Source organism: Pelagibius sp. Alg239-R121, assembly GCF_947331435.1.
Taxonomy (GTDB): domain Bacteria; phylum Pseudomonadota; class Alphaproteobacteria; order Kiloniellales; family Kiloniellaceae; genus Denitrobaculum.
Window position 1 is genome coordinate 265,892 of record NZ_CAMZOF010000001.1, and the last position, 25,933, is coordinate 291,824.

The following is a 25,933-nucleotide window of genomic DNA, read 5'->3' on the forward strand; positions in this document are numbered from 1 at the left end:
CACCCTGTCCCTATTCTGCGGCTTCGACGGCTTGAGGGTCTTTTTCACCCAAATCCGCCTCTCGCCGTTCGCGGCGCATCTTGCGCACCAGCTCCAGTTCCGACTGGAAGTCCACGTAGTGCGGCAGTTTGAGGTGCTCCACGAAGCCGCTGGCTTGAATATTGTCGCTGTGCTCCATGACGAATTCTTCGTCCTGCGCTGGACTGTCCACCACTTCCCCTAGTTCGCGTCCCTTCAGAGCACGATCGACCAGAGCCATGGCCATGACCTTGCGCTCACAGTGTCCGAAACTGAGGCCATAGCCGCGCGTGAATTGCGGCGGCGCTTCTGTGGAACCCTTGAACTGGTTGACCATCTGACATTCGCTGAGGGTCACCTCGCCGATTTCGATGGGAAAACCAAGATCCTCCGGCACGAATTCGACCGCCACTTCGCCGAGGCGTATCTCGCCGGCGAAGGGGTGGCTGCGGCCATAACCTCGCTGAGTCGAATACCCCAGGGCCAACAGAAATCCCTCATCACCACGTGCCAGATTCTGCAGCCGGACGTCGCGGTCCACGGGAAAGTTCATGGGCTCGCGGGTCAGATCACCGATGGACTCGGGTTTTTCCCCAGGCCGCTCTTCCTCAATCAAACCTTCATGCTTAAGAAGATCAACGACGCGCGGCATGGAGTCGTCCAATTGCGCAACCCCATCGGGCAGCTCGGCAAAATCGGATCCGGAGGTCTCACCTTCGTCCCCTTCTTCCGCGGCCAGCTTGAAATCCAACAGGCGGTGAGTGTAATCGAAGGTCGGCCCCAGAACCTGACCGCCGGGAATATCCTTGAAGGTCGCGGAGATCCGGCGCCGGATGCCCATTTTGGCCGTATCGACCGCAGCGGAGTAACCGAAGCGGGGCAAGGTGGTCCGATAAGCACGGATCAGAAAGATCGCCTCGATCAGATCGCCACGTGCCTGTTTGATGGCAAGCGCTGCCAGTTTGCGGTCGTATAGCGAACCCTCCGTCATAACCCGGTCGACCGACAAGCTGAGTTGCTCTTCGATCTGTGCAGTCGAAAGTTCAGGCACGGCAAGGTCGCCCCTGCGCTCTTCCGCAAGAAGCTTGTGCGCCTCATTGATTGCCGCTTCGCCGCCCTTGACCGCGACATACATGGCTCAGACCTCCACTTGCGTTGTACGAGGCAGCGCCGCAATCCGGTCTTCTGCGCAGAGAACGATGTCCACACCCTTGGGGAAACGCGCATGATTCTCCTGAACCTGCTGCCAGAAACCGCCAGGAAGACCTTTGCCCTGAATCGTCTGTTTGTTTTCGATGCCCGGACCGCGCAGAACGACACCACGGCTATCGTCCAGGCGTTCGACCTGGATGAGAAGCGTCGCGGATTTGTCCGGATATTCATCGCTGCCTTCCGGGAAGGCATCGAGCGACGGCATTTTACAGGGATCGGTGATAATTGCGAATGCCGCATGACCGTGCGCCTCGACAATGGGACAACCACAGTGAAAGCGGAGATAATCGACCAAAGCCTGTTGCGCAGCGGCAGCAGGGTCCAGCCAGAGGGGCGTATCGAAGTCGAGCAGTGTCAGGGCTGCGGCTGCAGTCGTCTGCGCCAGAGATGCCGGCACCTCCAGCAATAATTCACAGGGAACTATATGCCCCGGCCGGGACATCGCGCTCAACAGGACCCGGTACATGGCCTGCGACTGCAAGACAGGGTTATCGAAGCCCACGTTCGTGACCGCAATGCCTTCCGCACCACGGCCGGACGTCTGGCTATCTGTTCCGATCATCAGTCTTCCCCTCTGACAAGCGTAAAGAAATCGACCTTGGTCGCGGCCGATTTGGCGGAAGCTTGATGACGGCGAGCCTCCAGACGCGCAGCAAGTGGCTTGATTACGGCATCTTCCAACGCCGGTCGCCGTTCGGAATTCTGTAGCAGCGCATCAAAAAGCGCCGCTAGCTCGGCATGGCGGCGGTTCCGCCCGGCCAAATAACCCTGCCCGGTGTAACTCTGGTCAGCGCCATTTTCTCCGCCTTCGGTAACCACTGCGCAGCGTGTCACGGTGATTTCACCCAGATTGAAAGGCGCTCCTGTACCGCCCGCCCGACCGCGCACCATGACCAGGCCCGTCTCCGGTTTGCGTAACCAGCGCCACTTCGGCTTGTCTTCGAGATCATCCCAGGCGCGAATCAGATCGTCCGGATCTGATTTCGCCAGTACGGACATCCAGGTGCCTCGTAGGCTGGTCACCGCATCGGACGAGGTCTGACCGGCCTCTTTTTCTGAAGTTGATGCTATATGATTTGACATATTCATCTATTCATCCATATGATTTGTCCTAGAGTGAGGCAAAAGATGGGATCCGTAAAGGATCAAAAAATGAAGTTTTGATGACCACGGGCAATGCCCTCGAGGAAACAGCGCGGAACCTGAGAATAGACGGAAACAATATGATTGAACGTGGAACGGGGATCGCTCTATGGCGCCAGATTGAACAGCAGCTGGCGGATGACGTCACCTCGGGTAACTTTCCGGAAGGCAGTCGCCTGCCGACGGAACCGGAACTGGCCGAACGTTTTGGAGTCAACCGCCACACCTTGAGGCGGGCGGTATCCGGATTGGTCGAACAGGGGCTGCTGCGCGTCGAACAGGGTCGCGGCACCTTCGTTCAGGAGAATGTCGTCGACTATCTCATCGGTAAGCGGACCCGCTTCAGCGAGATCATCACCAAACAGCACCGCAATCCCGCGGGACGCCTGTTACGGGCATACGAAATCGAGGCCGATCAAAGTGTTGCTTCCGGCCTGGAAATAAAACCCGGAACAGCTTGCATCCTTTTAAAAACCATCAATGACGTTGACGAGCGGCCGCTATCGGTCTCCTGGAATTACTTCCCTGCCCGACGCTTCCCCGATCTGATTCCGGTTTATTCAGAAACCCGCTCGGTGACCAAAGCCCTGACCCACCATGGCGCTGGAAACTACACGCGCCGTAGGACCAAGGTCACGGCCCGTCTGCCCGATGCGGAAGACGCCAAAATCCTTAAACAACCGGCCAATCGCCCCGTGCTCGTCGTCGAAAGCGTCAATGTCGACGAGACCGGCAAGCCTGTTCAATTCTGCATTGCCCACTTTATCGCCGACCGCATGCAGATCGTTTTTGAGACTTGAATTTGCGCTGCTTGACCGGAAACGGGAAATCCAAACATAAAGTATATTCATCTATATCTTTTGAAGTTCGTTGACGACACATCAGGATGGTTAAAGTTATCGCACGGGGATCGGATCCTGTTGCTCTGTCCTGGCAACAGGTGAAAACCTGTCGATAGGGTTGATCGACGTTTGAAGGTGCAGGCAGCGACATAACAACATAGCACCGCCTGGTTGAAATTTTCATTAGCATACATATCGTTCTTCGATGTAATCTTGCCGCGGTGTCGACGGCGGGGCGCGCACATGCCTGATTCTTTTTAGAATCTGGTTCCTTCACTTTGGTGGAGGGCGAAACACATCCAGTCTTTTGCTTTTTGGATTTAAGAGGGAAGTGATGGTGACGATTCCAGACGAATACATGCGGCCAGAAATGATGGCGATTGGAGATTCGCTTTATCAGGGCGTGCGGTCCCTGACCATGAAGAGTGGCATGATGCAACTCAGCGCGCCGGCGCTTGCAGCCGAGGGACTCGGCATCCGCCACAGGTTTTCCTGCCCCGACCCGCAGCGCCCGATCATTGTCGACATGGAGAAATGGCTGCGCATGCTGCCTGACATCGGCCGCATCAAAGAGGATATGGCGAAGAACATCGATTACTGGTTTAAAACCAAACCTCCATCGTCACCTTCCGGACGCCTGTTGTTCGAGAATATCTCAATCGCGTCGGCCACCATCGCTGACCTTTACACTCAAACCTGGCAATCCTCCGACGATTTTCTCAAGACGCTGCCACCTGGTGCCAAGACCAGAATCAAGAAACTCAATCTCGCAGAAATCAAACTCAGCCCGACAATTCAGGCCCTCAACGCACGCTTCACGCTGAACCCTTCGGGTCAGGCAGAGTACAGGAATCTCAGTCAGGTCGGCATGGTCGCAGCGCGCAAGCCAAAACGCCTGCTGGTCAACATCGGCAGTAACAACGGTCTCTGGGAAATCGCCTTTGAATGCAATCCGAATGCGCGGATGAAATTCAAGACCGAACTGAAAAAACTGGCGCAAGCATTAAACGCCCTGCCGCCCGAAGTCGAACATATCTATTTCAACAATCTCGGTCTACCCAGCACCGTCCCGAATTTAATGCCGGTACCTGAGCAGGTCGAATGGGACGAGACGAACAAGCCGGGCAAGGGCAAGTACTACGACACTTACGAAAACCGCTTCGGGTTTGGCTATGGCTGTATGACCGGTAAACAGTTGAAGAAGCTTGATGAGCATATCGCGGAGGTGAACAAGGAAGCCGCACAGATCCTGAAATCCGCCTTCGATAAACCCTCGAGGCTTCACTTCGTCGACATCGCAAAACTGCTTCTTAGTTATGATTCAAAACATCAGAAACGCACCGACAAAAATGTCGTCAATCTGGCCAACGGAAAAACGATTACCAATGTGATGGTCAATGCCAGCCCGTTTGGAAATTTTCGGCGCGGCGGCACACAGGGGCTCGATGGCATGCACGCAAGCGTGGTGGGGTATGGCCTGATGGCACAGCAGGTGCTCGATTGTATTGAAAAGGCCGAACCTGGACTCAAGCCAAGCAAGATCGATCTCAATGCCGCGTTCGATCGCGATAAACTACTCAACGACTTGCCTCCAGTGTGGAACGCAGGCCTTTGGCTGTGGCGGGACATTCGCCGTGCTCAAGCCGAGAAAAAACCTGAACCGGTGGAAATATCCGACGACGAAACAATGCGGGATGTCATGAGATTCTCCAGTCAGGCGGTCGGACGCCCCTAGGGAATAGCCGGAGCCTGATTGTCTGAGAGTCCGTCATCCACTCAGTGCGCTTGACTTTTGCTATAATGTTATATCAACATATCATTAGCTCAATAAATTTAAGCGACCCACCATGCTGTGCAAGTTTCGATTGGCGGCACAACAGAGAACGGCATGAACCAGGCCCAGCAAAACCGCTCGCAGCAGGGCTCCACTGTAGATGGTACGCAGGTGCCAGCGGGTGATCTTGCGCATCCACAGTTGCAACTCGGCGCGCTGGGCCTCAAGACTCCGCTCTATCATCAGATCTATCTCATCCTGAAAAATCAGATTACCGACGGCATCTACCGCACCGATGCCCGCCTGCCGAGCGAGCAGGATCTGACCGAACGTTTTGGCGTTTCACGCATCACCGCGAAACGCGCCATGGACGAACTGGCCGCTGAAGGACTTGTGGTTCGTGAACGCGCCCGTGGCACACGGGTCATCTACGAGCCACCCTCAAGCCCGATTGTCTCTTCGGTTGAAGGTCTGTTGGAAAATCTGATCGCCATGGGACTGGAAACCAAGGCGCAACTTTTGACGTTCGAGTATCTGCAAGCTTCGGAAGCTATCGCGCAGGCCTTGGAGATCGAGCTTGGGGATGAAATTCAGCGAGCCGTCCGTGTGCGCTACATTGACGACGCGCCGTTCTCCCACCTAACCACCTATGTCCCCGGGAAGATCGGTCGTCAGTTCGACGCCGACGAGCTCTCTAGCACATCGCTGTTGTCGCTTCTGGAGCGCTGTGGCGTGCAGGTGGAGTCCGCGGACCAGACCATTTCGGCGACACTCGCGGACGCGGTCGTGGCCCAGCACCTCGGCGTCGACGCCGGTGCCGCCCTGATGAAAATCACCCGTGTGGTCCGCGACCAGAATGCTTCCCCGGTCGAATTTATCACCGCACTCTATAGGCCGGACCGCTACCAATATCGCATGGCGCTGTCACGTGTGCAGGGAGAAGTACAGAATCGCTGGACGCCGGAGGCCGAAAAACCTGACGAAACCCAAAGCCAATAGCGAAAGTACCGATGAAAACGAAGGCACTCGATATACGCCCACGGTCAGGATGCAATGCGTAGCAACGATCTAAAAAAAGTCGATCCGCGGATGGCACGATGACAGAAGCACCTCAGACACTGGCGGAAAAGATCATTGCGAATGCCGCCGGTCGCGAATCAGTGAAAGCCGGCGAGGTCGTCACCTGCACTGTTGATCTCGCGATGATCCACGATAGCGGCGGACCGCGCCGGGTCAAACCGATGCTGGAACGCCTTGGGGTGAAGGTCTGGGATCCCACGAAAATCGTATTGGTGTCAGATCACTATGTCCCCGCCTTCGATGCGCAGAGCGCCGCTATCCTGAAGCTCACGCGCGACTGGGCACGCGACCAGGAGATCGAAGGCTTCTACGACCAACAGGGCATCTGCCACGTGGTCTTGCCCGAACGTGGACATCTGTCACCCGGTATGTTCGTGGTTGGTGGGGATAGCCATTCCCCGACAGGCGGTGCGTTTGGAGCCTACATGTTCGGTATCGGCGCAACCGATATGGCGGGCGTTCTGGCAACCGGCGAAACCTGGATCAAGGTGCCCGCTACTATACTGCTGCGCTGGAACGGAGCTCTGTGCGACGGAGTCACCGCGAAAGACATGATGCTGAAGCTCTGTGCTTCACTGGGCATGGATGGCGGTGACTATCAATCCATCGAGTACACCGGCTCGACGCTTTCCGGCCTGTCGATGCAAGAGCGCATGACCCTGAGCAACATGGCGGCGGAGCTGGGAGCGCAAACAGGATTGATTGCGCCGGATGCTGTCACTGCAGAGGCGATTGAAGAAACCGGCGGCGAAGCCGGAGATTGGGCGCACTGGTCGAGTGATGCGGGCGCCGGATACCGCAAGGTTCATGAATTCGAGGCGTCGGAGCTGTCTCCTCAGATCGCGGCACCACACAGTCCCGCCAACGCAGGATCGGTCGAAGATGTTGGAAAGGTCGCCGTCGACCAATGTTACATCGGCGCCTGCACCGGCGCGAAGCTGGTCGATCTGCATGCCGCCGCGCGCGTGCTCAAAGGCCGCAAAGTGGCAGCCAGCACCCGGCTGATGATCGCGCCGGCCTCAACCCGGACGACGGCAGCGGCGGCAGCCGATGGTTCTCTCGCGGCACTCACCGAGGCAGGCGCAATCCTGTTGCCTTCCGGCTGCGGCGCCTGCGCTGGATATGGGGCCGGCGTCCTGGCAGAAGGCGAAGTCTGCATGGCCTCAACCGCCCGCAACTTCAAAGGCCGGATGGGATCGCGGGAATCATTCGTTTATTTAGGCTCGCCCTATAGCGTTGCAGCGGCTGCGGTCATGGGCCGTATCGCCGATCCACGACCGTTGCTGGCGGAGAATAAAATATCATGAGCCATGAACTAGCGGCCGGACGGGTCTGGAAATACGGTGACGGCGTCGACACCGACCTCTTAGCGCCCGGCACCTACATGAAAAGCTCTATGGAAGATTTGGCAAGCCACTGTTTGGAAGCCATCGACCCCGCTTTCGCCGGGCAGGTCAAAAACGGCGATATCCTGGTCGCAGGCAAAAATTTTGGCATCGGATCAAGTCGCGAGCAGGCGGCAGAGGTACTTCGCATGCTCGGTGTCACGGCGGTGATCGCAAAATCCTTTGGCGGCATCTTCTACCGCAATGCCTTTAATCTAGGTCTCTACGCCCTGGTTTCCAACGATGTCGATCGCATCGAAAAAGATCACAAGGTTGCAATCGATCCCTTGACCGGCCGCATAATCAACGAAACCACAGGCGACAGGCTGGCCTGTGAACAGGTCCCCGAACACCTCGCGGCGATCGTTACGGCGGGTGGACTGATTCCCCATCTCGAAGAAAAATTGAGGAAAACTCTATGACGCCGCAAAAACGGCTCAGGCAGCAACTCTCGGACGACGGAATCGTCGTCGCGCCTGGTATCTACGATGCTTTCGGCGCCATGATGGCAGAGCGCGCCGGCTTCGAGACACTCTATCTTTCCGGAGCCTCGATCTCCTATACCCAGTTGGGCAGCCCGGACATCGGCCTCGTAGGGATGGATGAAGTTGCCGGTGTGGTGGGGCGGGTCCGCGAGCGGGTCGATCTGCCGATCGTGGTCGACGGCGACGCCGGGTTCGGCAACGCGCTGAACGTGCAACGCACGATCGGGGTCTTTGAGCGCAACGGTGCCAGCGCAATCCAACTGGAGGATCAGCAGCTCCCGAAGCGCTGCGGCCATCTGGACGGCAAGAACCTTGTTTCGATCGGCGAGATGAGCGGCAAGATCAAAGCCGCCACCGACAGCCGCGCAGACGCTGACACCATCATAATCGCCCGTACCGATGCCGTTGCAGTGGAGGGTTTTGAAGCCGCGCTGGAACGCAGCGAGGCTTATCTGGAAGCAGGTGCGGACATGTTGTTCGTCGAGGCCGTAAAGACCGAACAGGAAATGCGCCGGGTTGTCGCACAATTTGCCGGCCGGCTGCCCCTGATGGTCAATATGGTCGAAGGTGGGAAGACACCCGTTATGCCCGCCAAGCACCTGGCGAGGATTGGCTTCAAGCTAGTGATCTTCCCGGGTGGGCTAGCCCGAGCTATCGCTAAGACCATGAGCGCCTACTTCGAAAGCCTCCAGCAGGAAGGAACGACGGCACCCTTTATGGACGATATGCTGAACTTCACCCAGCTCAACGATCTGCTTGGCACCCAGAAGATACTGGACGGCAGTCAGAAGTACGAGGATTGACCCGATGACCACGATCGATCCCGTAACGCTCTCGGTCCTGAAGGGCCGTCTGGAGCAGATCGCCGACGAGATGGACGCAACGCTGTTCCGCTCCGCGTTCAATCCGATCATCGCCGAGGCACACGACGCCAGTCATGGTCTTTATGACGCAAAAAGCGGTGATACTCTGATCCAGGGCAAGAGCGGCCTGCCGGTCTTCGTTGGTGCCATGTCCTTTGCGGTGAAGGCGGTGATCGACAAGGCAGCCGCGTCAGGAGACGTCCCCCAGGATGGCGACGTTTACATCTTCAACGACCCCTACGACGGCGGCACGCATCTCTCGGATTTCAAGTTAGTGCGGCCATTCTATCGCAACGGCGATCTTTTCTGCTATCTGGCCTCAGTCGGGCATTGGCACGACGTCGGCGGCAACGTTCCGGGCAACTACAATCCGGTGGCCACAGAGTGCTTTCAGGAAGGCATGCTGATCCCACCGGTCAAGCTCTACGACAAGGGTGAATTGCGACAAGACATCATAACGATCCTGCAAGCCAACTCCCGTTTGCCGGGCAGCCTGTACGGCGACCTCAACGGACAGCTCAATGCTCTTGATCTCGGTGTACAGCGGTTGCATAAGCTGCTCGACGAATATGGCGAGACTGCCATCTCTGAAACCTTGGTCGAGTTGCGCAGACGGGCCGCACAATTGATGTCGAGTTTCATCTCGGAACTGCCCGAGGGCCGCTATTCAGCGGAAGACTGGCTGGACAACGACGGCATCACGGACGAGCCCTTGAAAATCGCCCTGGACATGGACATCGGGGGTGGGCGCATGACTCTCGATTTTTCCCGCAGCTCACTAGCCTGCGCCGGTCCGGTCAATATCGCCCGCTCGACGACGGTGGCCTCCTGCTACGTCGCACTGAAACACATCTTCAAGGACGTCCCCGCCAACGCCGGCGTACTGGATCCTATCGACTTCGTGATTCCGGAAGACAGCCTGCTGAGTGTCAAAGCGCCCAAGCCGGTTGGGGGTTACACGGAAACCATCCTGCGTATTATCGACGTGATCTTTGTCGCCCTGTCTCAGGCGAACCCCGACATCACAAATGGCTGTGCCTACGGCACCATCAATGCGCTGTCGCTTGCGGGTCACCGGAAAGATGGGCGCCGTTGGGTGATGTTCTCCTTCTTCGGTGGCGGCCACGGCGGCCATCCGAAAGGCGATGGACTCAACCACGGCAACGCGCCTATTTCTACGGCAACCATTCCTCCGCTTGAAATTCTGGAGGCGGCCTATCCGGTGCGCTTTACCCAATGGGCCCTGCGGCCGGACAGTGGAGGAGTGGGCGCGCATCGCGGCGGTTGCGGTGCAATTTATGAGCTTGAGTTACTGGAGCAGAACGCCGAAGTGTTCCTCTTCGGTGAGCGGGGCAGGTATGCCCCGCCTGGAGTGGCCGGTGGATCATCGGGCGCCAAAAATCTTTTCAGCTACCAGCAGGACGATGGCGATCATACGCCGCCGATGGCGTCCAAGATGGTAGGGATCAAGCTGACCAAAGGACAACGCCTGCATCTGGAAACACCCGGCGGTGGTGGCTACGGCCCGGCATTGGAACGGAATCTTGCCGAGATCGGCGAGGACGTTCGGCTGGGCTATATCACCAGAGAATCGGCCCGAAAAGACTATGCCTGTGTCGTCGATGACCAAGGATCACCGGATCTGCAGGCGACCGAGGCCTTGCGCCGGGAGATCGCCTCGTGAGCGAACAAGAGCGCAAGACCGTCATCGGTGTCGACGTCGGCGGAACCTATACGGATGTGTTCTTTCTCAATGAGGCCGACGGGGCCTGCGATGTCGCAAAGGTGCCCACAACACGCGGCGATCAATCTCAAGGTATCCGCAGCGGTATTCAGCAGCGGCTCGAAGAACTTGGCAGCATCTCGACTATCGTCCACGGCACGACGGTCGGCACCAATGCTCTGCTGGAACGCAAAGGCGCGCGCTGTGGCGTGATCACCACGAAGGGCTTTCGCGACGTGCTTGAAATGCGCCGCCGCGACCGGCCTCAGACATGGGGTCTCTGGGGGAACTTCGAGCCGATCGTGCCGCGCGATCTGCGTGTCGAGGTCAGCGAACGGGTTCTTGCAGACGGCACTCTGCTGGAACACGTCGATCAGAGTGAAGTCCAGGCTGCCGCGCGTAATTTGCTTGAGACGGGCGCAGAATCGCTCTGCATCTTCTTCATCAACTCCTACGCCAACGACGAAAATGAGCGCACTGCCGTACAGGCCGTCCGCGATATCTGGCCCAGCGAGCACGTTACCGCGTCATCCGAAATTCTGCCGGAGGTACGGGAGTTCGAGCGCGCTTCGACCGCATCATTGAACGCGTACCTGCAGCCACCGGTCGGTAGCTATCTCGAGCGCCTTGAAGCGGGCCTTCGCGACGGGGGTTTCGGCGGACAGGTTCTTATCGTGCAGTCAAACGGTGGCGTGATGGCGGTGGAAACAGCACAACGCTTTCCGGTCCGTACGGCACTTTCCGGGCCGGCAGCGGGCGTCATCGCGGCGGCACATATTGCGGGCTCGGCAGGTTTTCCCAATGTCATTACTTGCGATATGGGCGGGACCAGCTTCGATGTTTCGCTTATCGCCGACGGCAAGAGCGCACTCTTTCCGCAGACTTCGATCGATTTCGGCATGGTGATCCGCACGCCGATGATCGAGATCACCACTATTGGCGCCGGTGGCGGCTCCATCGCCTGGGTCGATCGCGGTGGGCTGCTCCAGGTCGGTCCTGAAAGCGCGGGATCGGACCCAGGACCGGCTTGCTATGGCCTGGGCAACGACCGGCCGACAGTGACGGACGCCAACGTGGTCATGGGCCGAATCAACGCAGACCGGCCGATCGGCGGCAAGCTTGAACGGCTCAACGTGGAGGCCTCCAAAGCGGCGATCCTGAAACATGTCGCCGAGCCGCTCGGCCTCCATGTGATGGCGGCCGCGGAAGCAATTATCCGCGTCGCCAATGCTAAAATGGCCGGCGCCATCCGGTTGGTATCCGTTGAACGTGGGCACGACCCGAAGAGCTTTTCGGCCATGCCTTTCGGTGGCGGTGGCGCCCTGCATACCGGCGCCCTGATCAAAGACGTCGGGCTGAAGAGCGCGCTGGTCCCGCGCTATCCAGGTGTGACCAGCGCACTGGGCTGTGTCATCGCTGATATGCGCCATGACCGGGTGATGACGATCAATCAGATGCTGGACGATCTGGATGTCCCGGCGCTGGACCGGCAGATGAGCGTAACGGCCGCGGCGGGACAAAAGTTGCTTGAAGAAGCTGACATTGCCTTTGAAGGTGTCGTCTACGAATTCGAACTGGATATGCATTACCTCGGGCAAACGCATACCGTCACTGTTCCGCTGCCGCTCAGTTTCAATGAGGGCGCGACAGGCGTCACGCCAGAGATCATCCGTGATGCCTTCGAGATAACTTACCGGCAAACCTACGGCCGCCTGCTCGATAGCATCCCTATCCGGATCATGAACCTGCGGGTCACAGTGGTGGGCCGGCGACCTAAGTTTGACCTGTCGATCCTCGCCCCCGCGACGGAGAAAGGCATGGAGATACAGGCAAACACTACCCGCCAGATCTGGGCGGAAGGCCGCTGGCATGACGCGTCGGTTTTCGAGCGTCTCACGTTGCCCGAAGGCGCAATCGTGTCTGGACCAGCCATTCTGGAACAACCGGATACGACGATCTTTATCGACCCTGACCTGAAAGGCGAGGTCGACCGCTTTGGCAATCTTTTGATAGCGCGAAAGGACGAGGTGTGACATGAGCAGCTACGGCAGCGAGCAAACGGCGTTGTTGCTGGTCGATATGCAGAATGACTTTCTGCATCCCGATGGCGCTTATGCCCGCGGCGGTGCAAAGTCCGAAGCCATCGCCGCTTTGTCCTCACGCTTGAAACCGGTTGCCGACGCCATGCGTGCCAGCGGCGGCTGGATTGTCTCGACACACTTCACGCTGGTGCCTGATAAAGGTGGGGCGCCTTTCATTTCACCTCACCTGAAGCAGCTGCGGCCTTTTCTGACGACGGGCGACTTCGCCCCCGGCAGTTTCGGTCAGGCCTTGATCGATGATCTGGCGCCCGCCGACATTTCTGTGGAGAAAGTTGCCTACTCCGCCTTCTACATGAGCCGCCTCGAATGGGTGCTCGGGCGCGCGGGGATCAAGCGCCTGATCTTCGCCGGTATCGTGACCAACGGCGGAGTTGCCTCCACTCTGCGCGATGCGCACGTGCGGGACTATCACACCACCCTCTTGACCGACGGCTGTGCAGCCTTTGACCCCCAGGTGCACGAAACCGCCATCGCCAGCATGAAGGGCATCGCCGAACTCACGAGCTGTGCCAATCTTCTGACCAGCCTGAGTTAGCAATCGGTGACGATACTCTCCGCAAAAGACGTCGACTTCCCGATCACTGTCTCCGTGGCAATTGTCGGCGCAGGCGCCTGCGGCCTGACGGCGGCCTTGGCGGCCGGCGATGCCGGTGCCGGAGTGCTGATTGTAGAACGCGATCCGATGCCGGCAGGTTCAACCGCACTGTCCTCCGGGCTAATCCCCGCTGCGGGCACACGGTTTCAGTCAGCCCTCAGGATAGATGACACTGCGGCTCTCATGGCCGATGACATCCAAGCCAAAGCGAGGGGTGACGCGGATCCCGACATCGTGGACTGTGTTGCCAGGGAAGCGGGACCCAGCCTTGAATGGCTTGCCGACCGCCATGGATTGGAATGGGTAGTACTCGACGACTTTCTGTATCCCGGTCATTCGCGGCATCGTATGCATGCGGTTCCGGAGAAAACCGGCTCAGCTTTGATCGGGCGCCTGTTGGGCGCGGCCCAAGCCGCGGGCATCGACATTCTTTCGAATGCGCAGGTTGTCGCACTCTACGCAGATGAAACCAACGGCCAGATAGCAGGCCTGCGTATCGAACGCCCGAAAGGCGAGACGGAAGATATCGGTTGTGAGGCGGTGATCCTGGCCTGCAACGGCTACGGCGGCGATCCGGAGATGGTCCGCGCACATATTCCCGAGATGGCGGAGGCCGATTACTTCGGGCACACAGGAAACCAGGGAGATGCAGTTAAATGGGGGATGGCGCTGGGCGCAGCTGCGCAACATCTTAGCGCCTGTCAGGGTCATGGCTCGGTCGCGACACCGCACGGCATCCTCATCACCTGGGCCCTGATGATGGAGGGCGGCATACAGGTGAACTTAGAGGGCAACCGTTTCTCGAACGAACACCAAGGATATTCCGAACAGGCGGTCGATGTCTTGAAACAGCCCAGCGGAACTGTCTGGAACATCTTCGATGCGCGCCTGCACGAACTGGGTCTGTCATTCGACGACTACCGCAATGCGGAGAAGCAAGGCGCAGTTCGGAGCGCCCAATCCCTGCAGGAACTCTCACGAATCACCGGCCTGCCGCTCGAAGCACTTAAAGCCTCGGTTAGAGAAACGGCTGATGAAAAAACCGATCGGTTCGGCCGCGATTTCTCGAAAACCTCCGCACTCGCATCACCCTATTATGCAGTTAAGGTCACCGGTGCGCTTTTTCATACTCAGGGCGGCTTGTGCATCGATCGAAATGCCCGCGTTCTGCGCGAAAATACCACCCCCATGCCGAACCTCTTCGCCGGCGGCGGCGCAGCCTGCGGTGTTTCGGGGCCCAGAATCGACGGTTACCTTTCTGGTAACGGTCTTTTGACGGCTGTCACTTTGGGGCGGATCGCCGGACAAAAAGCGGCAGAACTTGTGTCGCAAAACTAACCGTCAAGCCAGGTGCCGGTCGACGCAACGGCAAAATTGAGGCAAGCTCCCCAGTACTCGCCGAGCAGGTCTTTGGGCACCGCGGCGACAGAGCGGGAGCAGTTGCATGCAGTCGCGCCTTCGTTCCAGCTGCTTATCAATGGCGATGGGCCTGTTGTTGGTCTTCGCAACACCAAACGCTGCCGCTGCTGGGGCGCTCTACTTGAACAACTACGGCAGTGGCTGGGGTCTTTGGCTGCGCGGACACTATGTCCTCAAGGAGACCGAGAACGACTACGTCCTGGAGGTGGAACGGATTTCCGTGGAACCCAATCGCGCGTATCCGCAGAGCTTCGATATTTCCGGCTTCAAGCTAACCTACTACTTTCGGGACAAAGATAGTGGCGAGGCTTTGGATCGCGATGTCGTGGCCGGACCACCGGCACATTTTCCAGCCAAACTTCGGCCGACCGAAGCCCTAATCGTCGAAGGGGTAACGATGGCAGTTGCTAAAACAACCCAGCCCAACGCAAACGAATCACTGATCTTGGAACTTCACGTGATCACCACATCAGGCGCCTCAATCGGCGTCGCAGTCGGTGAGTTTTTCAGCGACTAAAGCGTTTATACCAACGCTTCTTGGTATTAATCCCAGTCCGGCGAAAAGTCGAAATCGCAGATCCGGTGGTTGCGTTCCCGCAACGCGGAGATGGCAGCCATCTCATCATCAGAAAGCGCGAAGTCGAAGACCTCGAAATTCTGACGGATGCGCTCGGCATTGCTCGAACGCGGAATGGCTATCACGCCCTCCTGCTGCACGTGCCAGCGCAACACGATCTGCGCCGGTGTCTTGCCATGAGATTGAGCCGGATCGGCAACTTCCGGCAAGCCAAAAAGATCTGATCCACGCGCCAAAGGACAATAAGACACCATCGCCATACCATGCCTGTTGCAAGCCGACTTGACCGTATCCTGGTTCAGGAAGGGATGATACTCGACCTGATTACAGGCCAGTGGGTGCGTTGATAGCGCCACAGCTTCTTCAATGAGAGTAGAGGTAAAGTTCGACACACCTATATTGCGGGTCAAGCCGCGCGTGTGCACCTCGTTGAGAGCTCCAATTGAATCCGCCAAAGCTACCGACTTGGAGGGCCAATGAATAAGGGCAAGATCCAGATAATCAGTACCGAGGCGCTTGAGGCTCGCTTCTACGGAACGCTGCAGATCACCCTCGGCGATATCCGTATACCAGATCTTACTGGTCAAAAAGATCTCGTCCCGCGCCAGACCCGAAGCACGAAGTCCCGCACCGACCGCCTCTTCGTTCTCATACATCGCAGCAGTATCGATGTGCCGGTACCCTGACTTAATGGCGCTTTCGACAAGTTCGGAAGCGGCTTCATCTCTCAGGGTCCAGGTGCCCAGACCGATTGCCGGAATTTTCGCGCCGTTTGCTGAAACTCTGTGCATGGATGTAGTCCTTCGAAATTCTGTCGGCAGCAAGGATGTTACCCTTCTGGCTTAGCTCTTTACCGCACAGCGGGCAAGTGCCGAGAAGGCAGAGTGTCATCGCTTTACTAGACAGATTCTGCTCGCTGATTCTGGGGCCCGTTTGTATGAGCAGTTGGCGCAAAAGAGATAAATTGTATTCGCGTCTGAACCATAAATGCCTCTGGATTGATTGATACTCATCGATGAAATCGAATCCAGGCCAGATGAGGACGCAAATGATTGTTATGCATGGACTGTTCGGGCTCAAGGATGATTGTGACGAGGTGCAGTTTCGTGATTCCTTCGACGCCTTCTCCGGCCATTTAAAGCAGCTCAATTTGCTCATCACCTGGAGGTTTATGCGCCAAGAACCTCACGATGGCTACAATCGCCGGCCACCGGAGGCGCCTTACTACGTCTCGATGGAGTTTTTGGACAACGATCAAGCCGAGGCCTGTTGGGCCTATGTCGAACAGGATGAAGAACCGTTGAAATCACTGCATCGCGCGATGAACCGTCAGGTTCAGAACACACAGTTCTTTCTATCCTCCGACGTTTAAATCAGATTAAAAGTGAGAGTATCACGAGTATCTCCCAACCTCAGAATTCTTACCTCGTGCAATCTTCAATGTTCCAGAATCAAACTGAACGAGAACCATAGAAGCCGATGACCAGTTTCGCCGACAAGGTCGCGCAATCCTTTCCAAGCGGAATCAGTCTTCCGGATGAGCTTCGGGCGCTATTTGATTGGATGGAATCAACTGGCGCGTTTGTAAGAGGCCGAAACGCTGATTGTGCCATGCTGTATCCATTGGGATCGGTTGAAGAAGAAAGCTTGATGATGTTCTTTACGCCTGCAGATGCGGAGGACATACCAGCATGGTTTGGGACCAATGATCCCGACATCACAAATAGGGTAACCAAATTATTTTGTACCGGTGGTGACGGTTCTTACGCCGGGATCTGGTTGGATGATGATGGCAAACAACAATTTGTGCATCTCGGATCAGGTTCCGGGTCAGTTTTGTGTTGCGTGGTCACGGACGACCCGGTCGATTTTCTTCGACTACTTGCCATCGGTTACGAAGAGCTATGTTGGCCCGAGCACTACGAGCTTCTGCCGGAGGACGTCGAAGACCGTGATGGCCTACCAAAACCCGTCGAACTGCAGAAGTGGGTCAAGACAACATTCGGCGTTTCCATTCCAAGGACTGCATCCGAAATCGTCGCTCCGATCGCGGAGATGACTGACAAACAGTCAGACGATCCATTTTGGCGATGGACCGAAAAGGTTGGAGGATAAGTACGTCGATCAGTACGACTTTTGATCGGCCCCACTATCGATATCGGCAATGACAAGCAGCCGCCCTGATCCTACCAAGCTCGCAGCAACTGCTTCGATCTCGCGACCCAGAGGCCGGTCCAATTCGACAGTGGGTGAGATTTTCCTCACCTCGTCAAGCACGGCAGCAAGACGAGGCGCGATAGGGTCGGGGTTTGCCAGCTCAATCGCCTGAGCTGCGAACAGCAGTTCGATTGCAATCAGGTGATCCAGCTTGTTCAGGAGCTTGAGAAGCTTGCGCGCCGAGATCGGCGTGTGGGTTAGAATATCCTCGACACCCTCGGCCGAGGAGCTGTTGGCCAGCGGTGCTGGATTGGCAAGAAGTGTAATCTCGCCAACCAGTGCTTCAGCGGGTTTCATGAGTGGCGCAAAACCGGCCGACTCGCTACCACCCAGGGAAAGAAAACGGGGCAATCCGCTAAGTGCAGGGGAAAGCAGCCGAGCAATCCGGGCGAGGCTCGCCGTGGCCAGACCCGACAGTGCGCGAGCGACACTATCCAAAGCGATACCCAGAAGGGGTGCCTGGAAATTGCCGTTGGAGATCATCTCACCACTCTCTGTCAGCAAGGGATTGTCACTTGAACCGTTCAGATCCGCCGTCAAGGGTCCTGCGAGGAAATCGAGCGTTCCATAGACTGCGCCATGGGTCTGAGCCAGGCAGCGGATAGAAAGCGGGTCCTGCAGGCGGCGCGCTGCGCCGCCCTCGAGCAGCAACCCGCCGGACAGCAGTACCTTCAGCTCTTCCCCTGCCGTGATCTGCCCAGGCTGGGGCCGCGCCCGCAAAGCCTCTTCGCGCAAGGGCGAACAATTGGCACGAAAGCCTTCCATAGTCATAGCGGCGGCAATCTGCGCAGCGCGTAGAGACCTCAGGGCAGCAACCTGTCCCAACGCCGCCAAACCGGTTGAGAAAGCTGAAGAGCTGCAAATGGCAAGGCCATCCTTAGGCCCTAACTCTAAAGGCTCGATACCCGCCCGCTGCATCGCTTCCGCAGCAGGAAGGCGCTCTTCATTGAAGAACATTTCTCCTTCACCCGTCAGGGCGAGTCCCATGACCGCCTGAACGCAAAGATCGCTCGCGCCAACCGATCCGGTCTGCGGCATGACCGGCGTCGCACCCCGGTTCAGACATTCAACCAGGATCTCGGCGACCGCAGGACTTGCTCCACTGCCGCCCGCACAAAGACTGTTCAGGCGTGCCACCAATACCGCCCGTGCCAGCGGCCAGGGCAAGGGATCGCCAAGTGCCTGGGCGCGGCCGCGGAGGGTCTGCAACGAGAAGGCGGCAAGCTGATCGCGCGGCAAAGCTTCGGTCGACTTGGATCCCAAACCGGTGGTCAGGCCGTAAACCGGGTCGCCGGCATCGACGTGGCGGTCGACCACCGCACGGTCGCGCTTCAGGCGCTTCATCACGTCGGGTGCCAACGCTACTTTGCATCCATCAATCGCGATGTCATGAAGGCGCTGTGGCGTAAGATCCCGCCCTGTCAGAGTGAGATAGTTATCAGATGGCAATGCTGTACTCCCTGATGCCTTTTCTCGTTGCAGCTTGCGACCAAATTTCAGAGTTGTGCAAGAGTGTTGCGAAAGCGTGACTGTACAAAACGGCGCAGGGCTTCGTAAGCTCGCACCTTCAACGCAAGCACCTCAGGAGCCACCGCCCAGATGACCGAGAAGCTGACCATCACTGCACTCAAAAGCCGCGCTATCGTCGCTCCGCTTGCCCGACCCGTGCGGACCGCGGTGGGAACCTTGGCCAACGCGCCGCTGGTGCTGATTGATGTGGAAACGGATCAGGGCGTTACAGGCTGTGCCTATATCTTTGGCTACACCCCGACAACACTCAAAGCGATCGCGGCTTTTTTATCCGATCTCGAGGAGAGTCTTGTCGGCCAAGTGGTTGCACCCGCGGAACAGGCCCGGTTTTACGAGAACCGCTTTCGCTTGCTGGGGCGACAGGGACTGGTCGGTATGACCCTGTCCTGCCTCGACATGGCGCTGTGGGATGCGCTTGGAAAAAGCGCCGGCCATCCTGTCGTTCGTTTGCTAGGGGGCCTGCCACGGCCAATGCCCGCCTACGACAGCTACGGCGTTGTCGATCCGATCGAGGATCGAGGCGATCTGGAGCGCTCGCTGGAGCGCGGCTTCCGCGCGATCAAAATCAAGGTTGGCGACGGTGATCTGATGCGGGACATCGAAATGGTGTCCGGCGTACGCGACATCATCGGTCCGGATGTCGAACTGATGATCGATTTCAATCAATCGCGCACGGTGCCTGATGCCGTCCGCAGGATTGATGCTCTAAGCAACTTCGACTTGACCTGGGTCGAGGAACCGGTGCCCGCGGAAGATTTCGTTGGACACGCGGAAGTCCGGGCCGCTTCAACCCCGCCGATCCAGACCGGCGAGAATTGGTGGTTCCCACAGGACATGGCCAAGGCGATCGATGCCGGTGCTTGTGACTGCGCCATGCCGGATCTGATGAAGATCGGCGGCATCACTGCTTGGATACGGGCTGCCGGAATCGCCGAAACAAAATCCATTCCGGTCTCCAGCCATCTCTTCGTCGAAGCCAGCGCGCATGTTCTGCCGGTGACACCGACCGCCCATTATCTGGAATTCCTCGACATCGCCGGCTCGATTTTGCAAGAACCAATGCTCGTGGAAGACGGCAAGGTCACCGCCCGCGGTCCGGGGTTGGGTATGGTTTGGAACGAAGACGCCGTCGCGCGCTACACACTCTGACGTCTTTAACGAGACGATCGCAGATAACTCGGAGTCGGAGTGGGAACCGTGTCGGTCCGCTGCAGCCACTAGGCTGAAGAGTACATATGGCTTTAAGCGCGGCACTGGGGAGTAAAAGGTGGCGATTACAAAGACGTTAGCATTCCTGCACGGCTTATCATTCGACGACCTGCCCGGCGAGGTCAAACACCAGGCCTGGCGTTGCCTGCTAGATCTTTGCGGCGTTGCGGCTGCCGGCAGTGGAACAGAACTCTCGCACATCATTCGCAACCACGCAGCCGCGCAGTTCGGTGCCGGAAGCGGCGCTGCCGCGCACTTGATGTTCGATGGACGACGCGTCAGTCCGGCGGGCGCGGCGCTGGCCGGCGGCATGACCATCGACAGTGTCGATGCGCATGACGGTTATCCCGGCGCGAAAGGCCATGCGGGTGCGGCGATATTGCCTGCGCTTCTTGCGTTGGCCGGTCATTCCGGTGACAGCGCTGAAATGGACGCCAAAGAGTTCATGACCAGCTTTGTGATCGGCTATGAACTCGCCATCCGTGATGGGCTTGCACTCCATGCCACCGTTCCCGACTACCACACGTCAGGCGCTTGGGTGGCAGTTGCCTGTGCGGGATTAGGGGCACGGCACCTGGGGCTGGACAACGCCCACAGCCGCCATGCGCTTGGAATTGCCGAGTATCATGGCCCACGCAGTCAGATGATGCGCTGCATCGATCACCCAACCATGCTGAAAGACGGGGCCGGCTGGGGGGCTATGTCCGGTGTCAGCGCTGCATATCTCGCCGCGGACGGCTTTACCGGTGCACCGGCACTCACGATGGAATCGGACGAAGCAGCATCGCACTGGGCGGACCTCGGGACACGCTGGCTGATGCTGGAGCAGTATTTCAAACCCTATCCGGTCTGCCGCTGGGCACAGCCTGCAACGGAAGCAGCGCTGGATCTGCGCAACGACCATGGCTTGACCGCAAGCGACATTGACCATGTCGAGGTCTTCTCATTTCACGAGGCGATCCGTCTGGCCACGCGCGAACCGGCGAACACAGAAGCGGCCCAATACAGTCTGCCTTTTCCCTTGGCCGCCGCACTGGTGCACGGACAACTGGAAGCGAGGCAAATTGACGGACAAGCGCTGCAGGATCCCGAAATTCTTCGCCTAAGTCGCTCCCTGATCCTTCGGGAGAGCGATGACTACAACGCGCTGTTCCCGTCAGAGCGATTCGCCCATGTCACCCTGCACCTGAAGGATGGTCGTCAGTTGACGTCGGAACCATCTGCGGGACGCGGGAATGCCGAAAACCCCTTAAGCGACGAGGAGATCATAGAGAAATTTCGGCGTTATGCTGCTTGTGCCCTTTCGCCAGCCAGATGCGACGCACTCCAAATGGCCGTGAACACAATCTCAAGAGGCGAAGGCTCGGCTGCAGGGTTGCTCAAGGCGATCACCGCAGCCGCCGATGCACAGAAACGCTCTTCTGCCGCCTAAGGTTCAAGGTGCCGAGGTTGAGCGCGAGCGAAAGAGGCTGAAAAGACTCATGCCGTCCAGCGAATATGGCCTCTCGACCAAAAGAAAAAGTCCAGCCGAAACGACACTTGCCGCGATAAAAGCAGGCAGAAACAGCAGCCAGAACCAAAAGAAGCCGGCGTAGCTCTCGGACGGCAGAACAACCCCCAACACCAAGAAAAAGAACTTCAGCGTCAAGCCGTGAATCAGATAGAAAGAATAGCTGATGTTGCCGAAATAGCGCAGATAACGCCGTGAGAAGAAGCGGGAAAGCCAACCATCTTTGCAGAAAACAGCGACGCACAACAAATAACAGGCGCCGAACAACATCACTTGATTGACTTTTCCGGCATTCTTGAAAGTCACCAGATCGAAATGGATTGAGGTCTTGAATGCCAGAACCACCACAAAAGCAGCCAATGCGAGCAGAGTCAGTGCGGGTGAACTCCGCTCGCGAACGATCACTTGCGCGGTCTCGTAGACCATGATGCCAGCAATGAACATCGACGCGCGGAAGTGCTGGGGCACCGCCAGATAGACCACTACCCAAAGCGCAAACCAGAAAATCACCCGCAGTCTGGGAGAAAGTTCGCGCAGCCGAAAAATCGGCAGGATCAGCGGCATAACTAAGTAAAAAAACATTTCGTAGCTCAGCGACCAAGCCACCGTGATCATTGGATCGATATCCAGAATTCCTGGAAATAACAGGTAGTTGGCGACAAGGTACCAAGCAGCTTCGCTCTCGCCGGCAGGTATCTTGCTTTGATCGGGCAAAGCCAGCGACAGGGCCGTGTAAAGCAACATGACGGCAAGAAAGACGGGATAGATTCGAAAGATCCGCCGCTTCGCATAAGGCAAGATCGGCCGTTCTCTGCGAATCAACATGGCGTAGATCAGAAACCCGCTGATGGCGAAGAAGACGTCGACACCGACGTTGCCGATGGAAAAGAGGGTCTCGTTGAGGTCGTAAGTGAAGGATCCCTCTGGCACCCAAGGTTTGACCAAAGTGGCATAGTGCACGAGAAACACCATAAAGGCGCCGAGGCCACGAAGACCTTCGATGGACTGCATCCAGCTTTTGGAATGCCCCTGAAGCTCAAAAGCCCTATCGGCTGCGTGATCTAAACTTGCCAAGATCTTCATAAAAAGAAATCCGCTGCGGCGACTATGCGCCTGCTGACCACTCCGATTGCAAAAAACGGCACCACTTTAGGGCTCACGACCATACGCGATAGAATTTCGCCGCCAAGGATTTTTATTCCGTTAAACTTTGCACAAACCCGTCTCTAAGCTTACTGGACGGACCTGCGCTTCTCCGGCATTCTCCCCGCCATGAACAACTCGATTCCCTTCAATCACATCTACCTGATCGACGGTTCCGGCTACATCTTCCGGGCGTTTTTTGGGATCCCCCGCATGTCCCGCCCCGACGGCACGCCCGTCAACGCGGTCTTTGGTTACACCAACATGCTGATTAAGCTGCTGAACGACCACGATTCAGATGGGTTCGCGGTAATCTTCGATGCGGGACGAGAGTCCTTCCGCAACGAATTCTATCCGGAATACAAGGCCCAGCGGCCGGACGTCCCGGAAGATCTGATCCCGCAGTTTGCCTTGATTCGCGAAGCGACGCGCGCTTTCAATCTGCCGTCGATCGAGATGAAGGGCTACGAAGCCGACGATCTGATCGCAACCTACGCACAGCAAGCCAAGGCCGCCGGCGTAAAGGTTACGATCGTGTCGTCGGACAAGGATCTGATGCAGCTGGTCGAGCCCGGGATCGAATTGCTCGACCCCATGAAGAACATCCCGATCGGTGAAGAACAGGTGCTCGAAAAGTTCGGCGTCAAGCCGGACAGGGTGATCGATGTTCAGGCTCTTGCTGGCGACTCTGTAGACAACGTGCCCGGCGTACCCGGAATCGGTATCAAAACCGCCGCGCAATTGATCAATGAATACGGCGACCTGGAATCCCTGCTGAACCGCGCCGAGGAAATCAAACAGCCGAAACGGCGCCAGAATCTGATTGAATTTGCTGAATTGGCGCGTGTGAGCCGTCGCCTGGTGGAACTGAAACGAGACGTACCGGTCGACGACGACCTCGCCGGCTTTGACCGCAATGATCCCGACGGCATTGTCCTACGTGCCTTCCTGGAAGAAAACGGTTTTCGATCGATCATCGCCCGTCTGGGTGAAATTCTGGGAAGCGATGATGCAGCTGGGGTCGTCGCTGCGCCGGAGGAGGAACCGTCCGAAGCAGAGTACGAACTGGTGCAAACCCGCGCCGAATTGGAAAGCTGGATTGCGGCTGCCAACAAGGAAGGTATCGTCACCATCGATACCGAAACCACCTCACTGGATGCTCATAGCGCCGAACTCGTCGGAGTCAGTCTGTCCGTTAAATCCGGAAAAGCCTGCTACATTCCAGTCGGCCATCGCTCTCCCGAAGCTGCGGCAGCGGCTGAGTCCGACCAGGGTGGACTGGATCTCGCGGCGCCCCAGGATAAGGCGCCGGACGCCCCTAAGCAGATTCCTCGGGATGAGGCCGTCGCGTTGCTCAAGCCGTTGCTGGAGGATCCGGGTATTCTCAAGGTCGGCCAGAACATCAAGTACGATATGATCGTCCTGGCGCGCTGCGGCATCGAAATGTCGCCGATCGACGACACCATGCTGCTGTCATATGTGGTCGAAGGCGGCCTACATGGCCACGGCATGGACGATCTCGCCCAACTGCATCTTGGCCACGACACCATCAAGTTTAAAGACGTCGCCGGTAGTGGCAAATCCCAGGTCACCTTCGACAAGGTACCGCTCGACAAGGCTCTGGACTACGCTGCCGAAGATGCAGATATCACAGGGCGTCTGCATCGCCTGCTGAAGCCCCGGCTGGTCACCGACCAGATGGCCACGGTCTACGAAACGATCGAACGCCCTCTCGTGCCGGTCTTGGCAACCATGGAACGCACCGGCATCAAAGTTGACCGTGACGTCCTGCGTCGAATGTCCAACGATTTCGCCCAGCGGCTGGCAGAGCTGGAAACCCAGATCCATGGTCTGGCCGGACGGCCCTTCACCATCGGCTCCCCCAAACAGCTCGGCGAGATCCTCTTCGATGAAATGAGCCTGCCGGGCGGCAAAAAGGGGAAAAGTGGAGCCTACGCCACCGGGGCAGACATCTTGGAAAGCCTGGCAGCCCAGGGCCACGACCTGCCTGCCCGGGTTTTGGATTGGCGGCAGCTAGCCAAACTCAAGAGCACCTACACAGACTCACTTCAGGAACAGATCAATCCGGAAACCGGACGGATCCATACGTCCTACTCGCAAGCCATCGCCTCAACCGGACGGCTGTCGTCCAACGACCCAAACCTCCAGAACATCCCGATCCGCACCGAGGAGGGCCGAAAGATCCGCGAAGCTTTCGTGGCTGAAGACGGCTGCAAACTGCTATCGGTCGATTACAGCCAGATCGAATTGCGCCTCGCGGCGGAGATCGCCGAGGTCGAATCCCTGCGGCAAGCCTTCCTGGAAGGCCAGGATATTCACGCCATCACAGCCAGCCAGGTTTTCGGTGTGCCGGTCGAGGGTATGGATCCGATGATCCGGCGCCAGGCCAAGGCAATCAACTTCGGCATTATCTACGGTATCTCGGCCTTCGGATTGGCAAACAACCTGCGCATTCCGCAGAATGATGCCAAGAACTACATTGCCGCCTATTTCGAGCGCTACCCCGGAATCCGCGCCTATATGGATCGGGCAAAGGAGCAGTGCAAGAAGCAAGGCTTCGTGACGACCCTCTTCGGGCGAAAGATTCACATCCCTGCGATCGGGGAAAAGAACCCGGCGCGCAAGAATTTTGGCGAGCGCGCGGCCATAAACGCACCGATCCAGGGTACAGCCGCGGATATCATCAAGCGCGCCATGATCCGCGTTCCGCGGGCCATGAGCCAGGCCGGCCTGGACGCAAAAATGCTGCTGCAGGTGCACGACGAACTGCTGTTCGAAGTACCCGAAGGGCAGATTGAGGAGACCACAGCCGTTGTGCGCGAAGTCATGGAAACGGCTTGCGATCCCGTGCTCGAACTTTCGGTGCCGCTCGTGGCCGATGCAGGCGTCGCCAACAATTGGGCCGAAGCCCACTAGAGTCTATTCCAGTAGCAGATGATCAGACTTCAGAGTCTGACCACAAAAAAAGCTTAACCCCGAAGCAGAGCAAAATGCTTCGGGGTTAAGCCGTTCGGTTTCACTGGCTGGGGAGGGAAACCTGCTTTGCGGTTTTTCCGGCTATTTTGCCAACCGCCTGAAAATGTCT

22 protein-coding genes are annotated in these 25,933 nt (G+C 57.7%); 16 read left to right on the forward strand and 6 right to left on the reverse strand.

Going from position 1 to position 25,933, the window contains the following annotated elements:
- Window positions 1–10 precede the first annotated feature (10 nt).
- Genes QMZ18_RS01160 through phnG form a run of 3 tightly spaced genes read right to left on the reverse strand, consistent with a single transcriptional unit; the run spans window position 11 to window position 2,319 of the window.
- On the reverse strand, window positions 11–1,153 hold the full coding sequence (locus QMZ18_RS01160; RefSeq protein ID WP_282604391.1) for a carbon-phosphorus lyase complex subunit PhnI: 1,143 nt from the start codon (window positions 1,151–1,153) through the stop codon (window positions 11–13).
- Window positions 1,154–1,156: 3 nt separating this feature from the next.
- Window positions 1,157–1,792, reverse strand: coding sequence for a phosphonate C-P lyase system protein PhnH (phnH, locus tag QMZ18_RS01165; protein WP_282604392.1), 636 nt, complete (start codon window positions 1,790–1,792; stop codon window positions 1,157–1,159).
- Window positions 1,792–2,319 carry a phosphonate C-P lyase system protein PhnG gene (gene phnG, locus QMZ18_RS01170; RefSeq protein ID WP_282604393.1) on the reverse strand — a complete coding sequence of 176 codons (528 nt, stop codon included), beginning with the start codon at window positions 2,317–2,319 and terminating at the stop codon, window positions 1,792–1,794. Before phnG ends, phnH begins: the two co-directional genes overlap by 1 nt.
- Window positions 2,320–2,393: 74 nt before the next feature.
- Here phnG and phnF point away from each other — a divergent pair, with 74 nt between their 5' ends.
- The 11 genes from phnF to QMZ18_RS01225 all read left to right on the forward strand — a co-directional run bounded on the left by phnF (window position 2,394) and on the right by QMZ18_RS01225 (window position 15,158).
- On the forward strand, window positions 2,394–3,173 hold the full coding sequence (gene phnF, locus QMZ18_RS01175; RefSeq protein WP_282604394.1) for a phosphonate metabolism transcriptional regulator PhnF: 780 nt from the start codon (window positions 2,394–2,396) through the stop codon (window positions 3,171–3,173).
- A 376-nt stretch (window positions 3,174–3,549) separates the two neighbouring features.
- Window positions 3,550–4,950: an SGNH/GDSL hydrolase family protein gene (locus QMZ18_RS01180; RefSeq protein WP_282604395.1), complete on the forward strand. Its 1,401-nt coding sequence runs from the start codon at window positions 3,550–3,552 to the stop codon at window positions 4,948–4,950.
- 153 nt (window positions 4,951–5,103) lie between these two features.
- Window positions 5,104–5,988: a GntR family transcriptional regulator gene (locus QMZ18_RS01185; protein ID WP_282604396.1), complete on the forward strand. Its 885-nt coding sequence runs from the start codon at window positions 5,104–5,106 to the stop codon at window positions 5,986–5,988.
- 98 nt (window positions 5,989–6,086) lie between these two features.
- On the forward strand, window positions 6,087–7,376 hold the full coding sequence (locus QMZ18_RS01190) for a 3-isopropylmalate dehydratase large subunit (protein ID WP_282604397.1): 1,290 nt from the start codon (window positions 6,087–6,089) through the stop codon (window positions 7,374–7,376).
- On the forward strand, window positions 7,373–7,876 hold the full coding sequence (locus QMZ18_RS01195; protein ID WP_282604398.1) for a 3-isopropylmalate dehydratase: 504 nt from the start codon (window positions 7,373–7,375) through the stop codon (window positions 7,874–7,876). The genes QMZ18_RS01190 and QMZ18_RS01195 overlap by 4 nt, the downstream gene beginning before the upstream one ends.
- Window positions 7,873–8,742, forward strand: coding sequence for an oxaloacetate decarboxylase (locus QMZ18_RS01200; RefSeq protein ID WP_282604399.1), 870 nt, complete (start codon window positions 7,873–7,875; stop codon window positions 8,740–8,742). The genes QMZ18_RS01195 and QMZ18_RS01200 overlap by 4 nt, the downstream gene beginning before the upstream one ends.
- Before the next feature lie 4 nt (window positions 8,743–8,746).
- A complete protein-coding gene (locus QMZ18_RS01205; RefSeq protein WP_282604400.1) occupies window positions 8,747–10,486 on the forward strand; it encodes a hydantoinase B/oxoprolinase family protein in 1,740 nt (579 codons plus the stop codon).
- Window positions 10,483–12,558, forward strand: coding sequence for a hydantoinase/oxoprolinase family protein (locus QMZ18_RS01210; protein ID WP_282604401.1), 2,076 nt, complete (start codon window positions 10,483–10,485; stop codon window positions 12,556–12,558). Before QMZ18_RS01205 ends, QMZ18_RS01210 begins: the two co-directional genes overlap by 4 nt.
- A gap of 1 nt (window position 12,559) precedes the next feature.
- Complete coding sequence (locus tag QMZ18_RS01215; protein ID WP_282604402.1) at window positions 12,560–13,162, forward strand: cysteine hydrolase family protein; 603 nt, start codon at window positions 12,560–12,562, stop codon at window positions 13,160–13,162.
- Window positions 13,163–13,168: 6 nt separating this feature from the next.
- Window positions 13,169–14,560: an FAD-dependent oxidoreductase gene (locus QMZ18_RS01220; protein ID WP_282604403.1), complete on the forward strand. Its 1,392-nt coding sequence runs from the start codon at window positions 13,169–13,171 to the stop codon at window positions 14,558–14,560.
- A 106-nt stretch (window positions 14,561–14,666) separates the two neighbouring features.
- Window positions 14,667–15,158, forward strand: a complete 492-nt coding sequence (locus QMZ18_RS01225; RefSeq protein ID WP_282604404.1) for a hypothetical protein — start codon at window positions 14,667–14,669, stop codon at window positions 15,156–15,158.
- 26 nt (window positions 15,159–15,184) lie between these two features.
- Here the strand turns inward: QMZ18_RS01225 and QMZ18_RS01230 are convergent, their stop codons facing one another.
- Complete coding sequence (locus QMZ18_RS01230; RefSeq protein WP_282604405.1) at window positions 15,185–16,009, reverse strand: aldo/keto reductase; 825 nt, start codon at window positions 16,007–16,009, stop codon at window positions 15,185–15,187.
- 257 nt (window positions 16,010–16,266) lie between these two features.
- Here QMZ18_RS01230 and QMZ18_RS01235 point away from each other — a divergent pair, with 257 nt between their 5' ends.
- Both QMZ18_RS01235 and QMZ18_RS01240 read left to right on the forward strand, forming a co-directional pair.
- Entirely contained in the window at window positions 16,267–16,590 is a 324-nt protein-coding gene (locus tag QMZ18_RS01235) for a DUF6614 family protein (RefSeq protein ID WP_282604406.1), read from the forward strand.
- A 107-nt stretch (window positions 16,591–16,697) separates the two neighbouring features.
- Window positions 16,698–17,333 (forward strand): hypothetical protein, encoded by a 636-nt coding sequence (locus QMZ18_RS01240; RefSeq protein WP_282604407.1) that lies wholly within the window; start codon window positions 16,698–16,700, stop codon window positions 17,331–17,333.
- 9 nt (window positions 17,334–17,342) lie between these two features.
- Here QMZ18_RS01240 and hutH read toward each other — a convergent pair whose 3' ends face one another.
- Entirely contained in the window at window positions 17,343–18,884 is a 1,542-nt protein-coding gene (gene hutH / locus QMZ18_RS01245) for a histidine ammonia-lyase (protein ID WP_282604408.1), read from the reverse strand.
- 150 nt (window positions 18,885–19,034) lie between these two features.
- Between hutH and QMZ18_RS01250 the strand changes: the two genes are divergently transcribed.
- Both QMZ18_RS01250 and QMZ18_RS01255 read left to right on the forward strand, forming a co-directional pair.
- Window positions 19,035–20,114, forward strand: a complete 1,080-nt coding sequence (locus tag QMZ18_RS01250; protein ID WP_282604409.1) for an enolase C-terminal domain-like protein — start codon at window positions 19,035–19,037, stop codon at window positions 20,112–20,114.
- 118 nt (window positions 20,115–20,232) lie between these two features.
- Window positions 20,233–21,606 carry an MmgE/PrpD family protein gene (locus QMZ18_RS01255; protein ID WP_282604410.1) on the forward strand — a complete coding sequence of 458 codons (1,374 nt, stop codon included), beginning with the start codon at window positions 20,233–20,235 and terminating at the stop codon, window positions 21,604–21,606.
- A 3-nt stretch (window positions 21,607–21,609) separates the two neighbouring features.
- Here QMZ18_RS01255 and QMZ18_RS01260 read toward each other — a convergent pair whose 3' ends face one another.
- Complete coding sequence (locus QMZ18_RS01260) at window positions 21,610–22,767, reverse strand: acyltransferase (RefSeq protein ID WP_282604411.1); 1,158 nt, start codon at window positions 22,765–22,767, stop codon at window positions 21,610–21,612.
- Between the two features lie 189 nt (window positions 22,768–22,956).
- Between QMZ18_RS01260 and polA the strand changes: the two genes are divergently transcribed.
- The gene (polA, locus tag QMZ18_RS01265) at window positions 22,957–25,764 is read left to right on the forward strand and encodes a DNA polymerase I (RefSeq protein WP_282604412.1); all 2,808 of its coding nucleotides are present in this window, start codon (window positions 22,957–22,959) and stop codon (window positions 25,762–25,764) included.
- The last annotated feature ends 169 nt before the right edge of the window (window positions 25,765–25,933 follow it).

What these genes read in the sequence shown, in the direction of transcription:
- QMZ18_RS01160 (WP_282604391.1), bottom strand. Translation starts at nt 1,153, where the DNA reads ATGTATGTCGCGGTCAAGGGCGGCGAAGCGGCAATCAATGAGGCGCAC.
- phnH (WP_282604392.1), bottom strand. Translation starts at nt 1,792, where the DNA reads ATGATCGGAACAGATAGCCAGACGTCCGGCCGTGGTGCGGAAGGCATT.
- phnG (WP_282604393.1), bottom strand. Translation starts at nt 2,319, where the DNA reads ATGAATATGTCAAATCATATAGCATCAACTTCAGAAAAAGAGGCCGGT.
- phnF (WP_282604394.1), top strand. Translation starts at nt 2,394, where the DNA reads ATGACCACGGGCAATGCCCTCGAGGAAACAGCGCGGAACCTGAGAATA.
- QMZ18_RS01180 (WP_282604395.1), top strand. Translation starts at nt 3,550, where the DNA reads ATGGTGACGATTCCAGACGAATACATGCGGCCAGAAATGATGGCGATT.
- QMZ18_RS01185 (WP_282604396.1), top strand. Translation starts at nt 5,104, where the DNA reads ATGAACCAGGCCCAGCAAAACCGCTCGCAGCAGGGCTCCACTGTAGAT.
- QMZ18_RS01190 (WP_282604397.1), top strand. Translation starts at nt 6,087, where the DNA reads ATGACAGAAGCACCTCAGACACTGGCGGAAAAGATCATTGCGAATGCC.
- QMZ18_RS01195 (WP_282604398.1), top strand. Translation starts at nt 7,373, where the DNA reads ATGAGCCATGAACTAGCGGCCGGACGGGTCTGGAAATACGGTGACGGC.
- QMZ18_RS01200 (WP_282604399.1), top strand. Translation starts at nt 7,873, where the DNA reads ATGACGCCGCAAAAACGGCTCAGGCAGCAACTCTCGGACGACGGAATC.
- QMZ18_RS01205 (WP_282604400.1), top strand. Translation starts at nt 8,747, where the DNA reads ATGACCACGATCGATCCCGTAACGCTCTCGGTCCTGAAGGGCCGTCTG.
- QMZ18_RS01215 (WP_282604402.1), top strand. Translation starts at nt 12,560, where the DNA reads ATGAGCAGCTACGGCAGCGAGCAAACGGCGTTGTTGCTGGTCGATATG.
- QMZ18_RS01225 (WP_282604404.1), top strand. Translation starts at nt 14,667, where the DNA reads ATGCAGTCGCGCCTTCGTTCCAGCTGCTTATCAATGGCGATGGGCCTG.
- QMZ18_RS01230 (WP_282604405.1), bottom strand. Translation starts at nt 16,009, where the DNA reads ATGCACAGAGTTTCAGCAAACGGCGCGAAAATTCCGGCAATCGGTCTG.
- QMZ18_RS01235 (WP_282604406.1), top strand. Translation starts at nt 16,267, where the DNA reads ATGATTGTTATGCATGGACTGTTCGGGCTCAAGGATGATTGTGACGAG.
- QMZ18_RS01240 (WP_282604407.1), top strand. Translation starts at nt 16,698, where the DNA reads ATGACCAGTTTCGCCGACAAGGTCGCGCAATCCTTTCCAAGCGGAATC.
- QMZ18_RS01250 (WP_282604409.1), top strand. Translation starts at nt 19,035, where the DNA reads ATGACCGAGAAGCTGACCATCACTGCACTCAAAAGCCGCGCTATCGTC.
- QMZ18_RS01260 (WP_282604411.1), bottom strand. Translation starts at nt 22,767, where the DNA reads ATGAAGATCTTGGCAAGTTTAGATCACGCAGCCGATAGGGCTTTTGAG.
- polA (WP_282604412.1), top strand. Translation starts at nt 22,957, where the DNA reads ATGAACAACTCGATTCCCTTCAATCACATCTACCTGATCGACGGTTCC.